At 40.1% G+C, this 7,974-nt stretch carries 7 protein-coding genes and 1 pseudogene; all 8 read left to right on the top strand.

Going from position 1 to position 7,974, the window contains the following annotated elements; all coding sequences use genetic code 11:
• Positions 1-107 precede the first annotated feature (107 nt).
• The 8 genes and pseudogenes from GGR27_RS20695 (at position 108) to GGR27_RS19680 (ending at position 7,266) form a co-directional block, all read left to right on the top strand.
• A pseudogene (locus tag GGR27_RS20695) lies at positions 108-437 on the top strand (DUF3024 domain-containing protein).
• A gap of 118 nt (positions 438-555) precedes the next feature.
• The gene (locus GGR27_RS20680; RefSeq protein WP_168040608.1) at positions 556-786 is read left to right on the top strand and encodes a DUF433 domain-containing protein; all 231 of its coding nucleotides are present in this window, start codon (positions 556-558) and stop codon (positions 784-786) included.
• Positions 787-789: 3 nt separating this feature from the next.
• Positions 790-1,143: a DUF5615 family PIN-like protein gene (locus GGR27_RS19655; RefSeq protein ID WP_168040610.1), complete on the top strand. Its 354-nt coding sequence runs from the start codon at positions 790-792 to the stop codon at positions 1,141-1,143.
• A gap of 699 nt (positions 1,144-1,842) precedes the next feature.
• Positions 1,843-2,067, top strand: coding sequence for a UPF0175 family protein (locus tag GGR27_RS19660; RefSeq protein WP_168040612.1), 225 nt, complete (start codon positions 1,843-1,845; stop codon positions 2,065-2,067).
• 4 nt (positions 2,068-2,071) lie between these two features.
• Positions 2,072-2,521, top strand: coding sequence for a DUF3368 domain-containing protein (locus tag GGR27_RS19665; RefSeq protein ID WP_168040614.1), 450 nt, complete (start codon positions 2,072-2,074; stop codon positions 2,519-2,521).
• 564 nt (positions 2,522-3,085) lie between these two features.
• Entirely contained in the window at positions 3,086-3,868 is a 783-nt protein-coding gene (locus GGR27_RS19670; RefSeq protein WP_168040616.1) for a hypothetical protein, read from the top strand.
• 566 nt (positions 3,869-4,434) lie between these two features.
• Positions 4,435-5,139 (top strand): hypothetical protein, encoded by a 705-nt coding sequence (locus GGR27_RS19675; protein WP_168040618.1) that lies wholly within the window; start codon positions 4,435-4,437, stop codon positions 5,137-5,139.
• Between the two features lie 1,731 nt (positions 5,140-6,870).
• Positions 6,871-7,266 carry a type II toxin-antitoxin system VapC family toxin gene (locus GGR27_RS19680; RefSeq protein ID WP_209038011.1) on the top strand — a complete coding sequence of 132 codons (396 nt, stop codon included), beginning with the start codon at positions 6,871-6,873 and terminating at the stop codon, positions 7,264-7,266.
• The last annotated feature ends 708 nt before the right edge of the window (positions 7,267-7,974 follow it).

Here is a 7,974-nt window from a genome sequence, read left to right on the forward strand (position 1 = left end):
GCGCTCAGGAGGGGTTGTGTGGCGGCGGGTGCGCTTGTTGGTGAGGCTTGAGCTTTGCTACTGACTTCTTGCACGGTCTCACGTTGTGTGCAACAAAAAATAAAGACATGGATGACATCAAAATTTATTTAGAGAAGTATATTGCGAGTATTCGTCCTCCGATAGAAATCCGATCTAAATTTGATTTAGCTTACAGAATTGATAAACAATCAATTTATATCGATGAGATTCGACCTAGAGATTTCGAATCTTTATCTGACTATAATGCTGTGCCTAATATCAAGATGACTTATGTCAAATCACGTAGTATTTAGAAAATTTCCTGGATGAGGGGAGATTGTAAGTGGTATCCATATGATCCAGTTAAGGAGGTCAAGACAATACAGGAGGCGATAAAAGTTCATCGTAAGGATGAGTTTTGCTGCTTTAAGGGTTAGAAAATCTAAGCAATTTTGGTTTGATGAGTCTCTCCACATATCTTCTACAGTAGCTGACATCAACTTTTAACTTAACACGATGGTTCTTATATTTGTACTTGTAAATAACCATTGAAGCATGAACTGGAGAGATCACATATCTGTAAGTCCGAAAGTGATGTATGGAAAGCCAGTCATTACTGGCACAAGAGTCCCGGTCGACCTCATCACGGAGAAGCTGGCGTCAGGGGAATCATTCGAGGACTTACTGTCTGCCTATCCTCACGTAAGGCTAGAACAGTTACTAGCCTGTTTGTCCTATGTTACTTCACTCATCCGGAATGAGGAGTCTATATTACGTGCCGCATAGACTATGAAAATTATTCTAGCTGATGAGAGTGTAGACTTTAGATTGGTTCGTAAACTTCGTGAAGATGATTACGAGATTGAAGCTATTATCGAGACCACACCGGGTATAATGGATGAAGAAGTACTCGAGGCTGCCAATAATCTAGAAGCGATATTACTTACTGAAGATAAGGATTTTGGTGAACTTACTTATAGATTACAGATCCCAAATCATGGCATCATACTTCTGAGGATGAGTGGTGAGAGTTTAGAAAATAAAATAAGTCAACTATATACGCTTTTCAAAAATTATGAGGAGAAGCTTTCTACTAGCTTTTCCGTAGTAACGATTCAGAAAATCCGAGTAATTTCTCAGTAAAAGATTTTAATCTTAAAAGTCGTAGTCCTCTTCAAATTTATAGGAGTCTGATTGACAAGAATGGCAATGAATACTAGATAAGTCACGGATTCTAATTACCCTTCTGGTGAGCTCTTATTTACTATGAACGATTAAATTCGCTAAAGATATTGCTTTGTCCCAGAGTCATTCAGAGGATCCAGGCAAATTAAATGCACACAACACAGCAGCAAACGACAAGCCGCCATAAAGGGTTGAGGATTATGGTTATAGTTCCGCTCTTTTCTTCAACTTTTTGCGTGGCTTCGCTTTTACGCAAAAAGTTGAAGAAAAGAGCTGGTCCGGTGGTCGGTCCAACGCTCTCAATTCATAAAAAAACCACCGCGTCTACGCCAGCGGTGGCATTTTTACGAATGTTCGCTTATGGCCCGCCCACCTTGCCGCAGATTGATGTATCTTGGTTTCCATTGAGTAGGCGGCCTGCGTTGCTGCGAACGTTCTATGCAAAAAGTAAAAGTTAGCAGCAGTGAAGTAGATTTTAATAGTTGATCAAGGTTTTGAAGTTGAGGCCAAATCTACTTTCCCTCTAAAATTTGAAAACTGAGGAAGATCGGGGCTACGAAGCTAAGATCAAGTAAGTCCTATAGGAGGTTCAGTAGGGAATTGAAGTAAGGCAACTTGCGTATCTTGCGAGGTGTTCAATCCGAAAATCTACCAATTATGGGCTTTCATGTCGAGTTACCTTCTGATTTAGCGGCTACCGAATTTGAATTGAAAATGATCTTTGCGAGTAAGCTATTTGATGAAGGCTTGATTACAACTGGCCAAGGAAGCAAGATCGTGGGTATTACGCGGAGATCCTTCATCGAGCTTTTGGGGCAGTATGGAGTTTCAGCCTTCCAAACTACTGAAGACGAACTACTAGAAGACATTACCAATGCCTGAGTGCGTGATCATTTCAGATGCCAGCACGATAATCGGTCTGGACAATATTGACTCTCTGGGTCTGCTTGAAAAACTCTATGGCGAGATACAAATTACGACCATTGTGCATGGTGAAGTATCTCTACTTCTTCCCAAGTGGATCAAGATTAATGATGCCTATAACGATGTTGTTTACCGGTCACTCATACCGAGTCTGGATGATGGCGAGGCAAGTTCAATTGCACTTGCTCTCGATCAAAACGATTGCTTACTAATAATCGACGAACGAAAGGGCAGGCGAAAGGCTAGAGAACTGAACTTAAAAATTACTGGAGTTACCGGAATTATAATCAGAGCTAAGCATGAGTCGTTGATCGAATCTGGTAAAGAGAAATTGGACCTACTGAGAAAGGCGGGTTTTAGACTTTCAGATAAGATTTACGCTTTCGCACTTGACCAGATGGGGGAGGGGTAAAGTGTTCTTAAATTATAACTTATAGTAAGCAATTGCTGCCTTTAAATTATAATCCTATTAGACTCAAATGTACCCGTCGAGTTCCAAAACCGATGGCAATCACTAATAAGCGCTGCGTCCCTTACTTCGTCCCAGAAACTTGGAAAGCCCTAAAGCAAATTAAATGCATAGAACACAGCAGCAAGCGACAAGCCGCCATAAAGGTTTGAGGATTATGGTTCTAGTTCCGCTCTTTCTTTCAGCTTTTTGCGTGCTGGCGCTTTTACGCAAAAAGCTGAAAGAAAGAGCTGGTCCGGTGGTCGGTCCAACGCTCTCAATTCACAAAACTCCCCGCCCTCCTTCGTCGGTCGCGGTTTTTGTGAATGTTCGCTTATGGCCCGCCCACCTTGCCGAGGGTTGATGTATATTGAGATCGATTGAGAAGGCGGCCTGCGTTGCTGCGAACGTTCTGCGCAACAAAATCACGGAACAACATTTTATCAGTTCCGGTAATTTTGGTTCGCGTTTAAAGTTTTTTAAGTGCTATAATTTAACTGTAAGTCAGGTCTTAAATTCATATAGTAGATGAAATTAAAATATAATTTGTCGGGTGAACTTGGAAGATTAGAGACTTTAGCAACAGAGAAAGATGTTCCGTTTTTTGCTGGCGTTACTAAGGACCATACCTCAACAGTATCAGTATTGATCGATAGTAATCTTGATAGGTTTATACAGCTAGTTGCTAGGTTGAATATAGACTCAATCTGTTATGCGAGTAATATACTGTCAGTAAACGATATAGCTGGTCAGGAACATTCAGGGGGAAAACTTGAAGATAGTTTGGAGAGACGCCGCAACAATCTTATTGCTAAAGTTGGTCAAATAACTAATTTTATAGCTGGATGCATTTCAAATGGGATCGTTTACGAGTGCTTCCTTGAAGACTTAAATTTAAGTTTGGAAGTCGAGGAATTTAACTTTGATTATGATGAGTATATAATTGCTCATGAGATGAATAGCAAACATAAAATTACCGAAAAAGAAAGAAATAAAATTGCAGAACAAGTCGCATCTGATGTACGCTTTTTAATATATAGTACTAGATACGATAAAGCTTCCAATCTAGTTAAAGAGATAATAAAGGAAAATGGGTTTGGTGAAGATCAATATCTTTGGGAAGATTCAACAGATATATATTCAATGGCTCAATACGAATATGGAGTAAAGCATAAATCAAGCATAGAGGATGAACTTAGAGCGACCATTCTCTCTCTAGCTTCAGCAGGATATAGTAAGAAAGCTATCACTTCAAAATTAGATCTCACCAAAGGGCTCTTAGATAAATATTATACCTATAAATTACCTTAGGAAATTTATCAGATCAATGATGGAAATGAAATGCGCAGAACACGGCAGCAAGCGACAAGCCGCCTTAAAGGGTTGAGGATTATGGTTCTAGTTCCGCTCTTTTCTTCAGCTTTTTGCGTGGCTTCGCTCTTACGCAAAAAGTTGAAGAAAAGAGCTGGTCCGGTGGTCGGTCCAACGCTCTCAATTCACAAAATTCCCCGTCCTCCTGCGTCGGCCGCGGTTTTTGCGAATGTTCGCTTATGGCCCGCCCACCTTGCCGTAGGATGATGTATATTGAGATCGATTGAGAAGGCGGCCTGCGTTGCTGCGAACGTTCTGCACAACAAAATATAATCAATAAAATTAGGGTAAAGTTTAGTATAAATGACCATTCTCAAAATCATGAAATTGTATGCGTTTTAAACTTTGATGGTGATCTCAGATGTTAGTATGATTGTTGGATTGACTAAGAGATAAATGTGTGTTCTATAATTCAAAATATTTCTCTATTAAAGTATAAATACGTTTGTTAAGTAGCTGCTAAAATTCTTAAGATTTCATGTCAAATTAATATTTAATAACGAATTATGCCAACCCTTAAATTTTCTTTTTATCTCTTATGCTTCTTATTTTCTACAAGTTGTTTTTCACAAGAAGGTGGAAAAATATATGCATGCCCATTAAAATATCAAACTCTACCGGGTGATTACATCTCTAAGTATATTAGTAACTACGAGCGTGCTGATTATGAAGTTATTTACGTAGGCAAGGTAAGTGATACAGTTAGCGTACTTAATTCTGGTAACAGAATTGCGAACTTAGGGTCACACGCCGTCAACGCTTATAATGAAGAAGTATCATACAATACATTAAACCATAGTAATATAAGATTAGAGATTGATACTAGTAGTTTGTTAGACATTCGCACCTTGGATTTAAAGGACAGATCCGAATCTCAAGTTAGAGTCGGAGTTCCCATAATTGTAAGGAATATATCCGACTCCACTGTCAGAATTGGGGTTGGTTATAATGTTCCAATCCACATGATGTATAAACCGATTGGCCAAAGCAAATGGAAAATGTTTGATTCCAGACCTTTTGTCTATTCTTGCGGTGTTGGACTTCATGATATTGTACTTTACCAAAACGAAATAGGCATTACTTTTACTTTACTTCATCAAGAAGGTACTAAGTCTCAAATTATGTTCGCGATTATTGATCATAGTACTGATAAGTTAATTACAACTAGGCCGTTCTATGGGCTAGTGAATGAATCTTTACTAGATGACTGAAATTTATTTACGATCAGCAATTATTTCCACAACCACTAGCAATTCAAATAAAAGCGCAGAACACGGCAGCAAGCGACAAGCCACCATAAAGGTTTGAGGATTATGGTTTTAGTTCCGCTCTTTCTTTCAGCTTTTTGCGTGCTGGCGCTTTTACGCAAAAAGCTGAAAGAAAGAGCTGGTCCGGTGGTCGGTCCAACGCTCTCAATTCACAAAATTCCCCGCCCTCCTGCGTCGGTCGCGGTTTTTGTGAATGTTCCCTTATGGCCCGCCCACCTTGCCGCAGGTTGATGTATATTGAGATTGATTGAGAAGGCGGCCTGCGTTGCTGCGAACGTTAGGTGCAAAAATAAATTGGTCAATTGAATAAATAGAGGCTGAAGTAGTTATGCGATGATTATGTTCAGATTCAAGAAGGATAAATTAATGGATAATGGTGAGTAAAGTTATTCGATGATTTGTAATGAATCTGAGTTAAGGGAAATCTAAACTCCAAATACCAATCATAATCCAGATAAGAAATATGAGTCAAATAATCAGATTGTATTGTGGCTTAATCGGATTTAGAATTTAGGCGACTTATCGAATGCATTAGAAGTTTTAGTGACCTAATTGAGTTTAAATCAGGTCTAGAATTCTCAAATAAGCGGCTGCCTGTTGGCGACCCAGGTTGCGGCTACCGCGGTGAGGTTGTAGAGTCGAAGTTATGGAGAAGTAATCTAATCAAGGTCAGATCTCTAGTTATTAAATTTGCGGCTGCCTGTCGGCGACCCAGGTTTCGGCTATTGCTGTGGGGTTGTAGAGTCGAAGTTTTGGAAGAGTGATCTAATGAAGATCAGACCTCGGGTTATCAAATTTGCGGCTGCCTGTCGGCGACCCAGGTTTCGGCTACCGCGGTGAAGCTATACCTTCAAGGTTTTGGGCAAGGTCAATAATTGAGATCAGGCCTCCAGTTCTCAAATTTGCGGCTGCCTATCGGCGACCCAGGTCTTAGCTACCGCAAGACCCTTTGCACAAGTTCGCTAAATTACTGGGAGATTATTTGTTGACAGGAGACTTGGAGACAAAAATAAAATGCACCTAACACGGCAGCAAACGACAAGCCGCCCAGAAGGGTTGAGAATTATAGTTTTAACGCCGCTCTTTTCTTCACTTTTTTGCGTGGCTTCGCTTTTACGCAAAAAGGTGAAGAAAAGAGCTGGTCCGGCGGTCGGTCCAACGCTCTCAATTCTCAAAATTCCCCGTCCTCCTGCGTCGGCCGCGGTTTTTGTGAATGTTCGCTTATGGCCCGCCCGCCTTGCCGTGAGTTGATGTATATTGAGGTCGATTGAAAAGGCGGCCTGCGTTGCTGCGAACGTTGGGCGAAACAAATAGAAAGGGATAACATTAACCTATAACTTTCTCACTATCAAAGATTTATGAAGTCTCATCGTAATTGCGTAACTTAACTCGACTTTCTGACGTTCTCTTACTTATAAAATTTGTGATCATGGATAGTATTGTAGTGCGTAATTATATTTCGGTAATCGATCGACTCGACCTTGATTCAAAGCTTGCCCTTTTGTCTGCTCTAACGGATAGCATAAAATCATCCTTGATGTCCAAGAAGGCAAATAAATCGGAACTTCTAAATGAGCTTTACGGATCGTGGAGTGACGTCGATGAGAGTAACTTGATCGATGATATATACGAAGGTAGATCTATTCCTGATCGTGACATTTCGTTCGATTAATTATGAAATACCTAATCGACACAGATATCTGTATTTTCTATTTCAAGGGGAAATTTGATCTACACGAAAAAATAGGGAGCGTTGGCGTAGATAACTGTTACGTATCCGAAATTACGCTTTTGGAGTTGACCTACGGTGCTCATAATAGTACCAGGTTTGAACAACGTATAACTGAAGTATCTAAACTTGAAGAATTATTTGATGTACTTCCCATTCGCCCTATAGCCGATATTTATGGACAAGAGAGAAAAAGACTAAAGAATGATGGAAACCTAATTCCAAACTTTGACTTATTAATTGGATGCACAGCCAAATTTCACGACATGGTGATGGTCACGAGAAATACCAAACATTTTGAACGCATTGCTGGAATTAAAATAGAGAACTGGATAGATTAAATGTAAGTTTGCTTTGGAGTTGACAGCCTATTTAATTATTTATTTTCTATCTGAGTTTAAATTCTGAAATACAAAGTATAAAAAAGCATATTAGAATTGGAATATAGGTTTGATCCGGTTTTTTAAGTTCCGTGGTCAGACAACTGGCTTTTTAAGATGATACTGATTAAAGATAATTCGAGGTGGTAGTCCTTTAGAAGAGGAACAAATTTAGGCTTTACGTATTGAGCAGGAAATAGAAGTCCATTGCTGAACAATCTTTCTCAGTTTTCTAGTAGGGTCACACATTGATAAACGAAGGCACTAAATTATTGCAAGATTCCATTAAAACCAGGAGCCATCAAGTTTTAAATAAAGCTTCGCCCAACACAGCAGCAAGCGACAAGCCGCCCCAAAGGATTGAGGATTATGGTTCTAGTTCCGCTCTTTTCTTCAACTTTTTGCGTGGCTTCGCTTTTACGCAAAAAGTGGAAGAAAAGAGCTGGCCCGGCGGTCGGTCCAACGCTCTCAATTTAAAAAACTCCAGTCGCGAAGAGCGCCAGGTTTTTTTAAATGTTCGCTTATGGCCCGCCCACCTTGCCGTAGGTGGATGTATATTGAGATCGATTAAGACGGCGGCCTGCGTTGCTGCGAACGTCAGATTGTGCAAAAAGTCTTTTGTCCCCAGCATTTCCGTCGTATCTTGAGACTATACTAAGAGACGATCCC

The organism is Neolewinella antarctica, from assembly GCF_011927835.1.
Lineage (GTDB): Bacteria > Bacteroidota > Bacteroidia > Chitinophagales > Saprospiraceae > Neolewinella > Neolewinella antarctica.

What these genes read in the sequence shown, in the direction of transcription:
- GGR27_RS20680 (WP_168040608.1), top strand. Translation starts at nt 556, where the DNA reads ATGAACTGGAGAGATCACATATCTGTAAGTCCGAAAGTGATGTATGGA.
- GGR27_RS19655 (WP_168040610.1), top strand. Translation starts at nt 790, where the DNA reads ATGAAAATTATTCTAGCTGATGAGAGTGTAGACTTTAGATTGGTTCGT.
- GGR27_RS19660 (WP_168040612.1), top strand. Translation starts at nt 1,843, where the DNA reads ATGGGCTTTCATGTCGAGTTACCTTCTGATTTAGCGGCTACCGAATTT.
- GGR27_RS19670 (WP_168040616.1), top strand. Translation starts at nt 3,086, where the DNA reads ATGAAATTAAAATATAATTTGTCGGGTGAACTTGGAAGATTAGAGACT.
- GGR27_RS19675 (WP_168040618.1), top strand. Translation starts at nt 4,435, where the DNA reads ATGCCAACCCTTAAATTTTCTTTTTATCTCTTATGCTTCTTATTTTCT.
- GGR27_RS19680 (WP_209038011.1), top strand. Translation starts at nt 6,871, where the DNA reads ATGAAATACCTAATCGACACAGATATCTGTATTTTCTATTTCAAGGGG.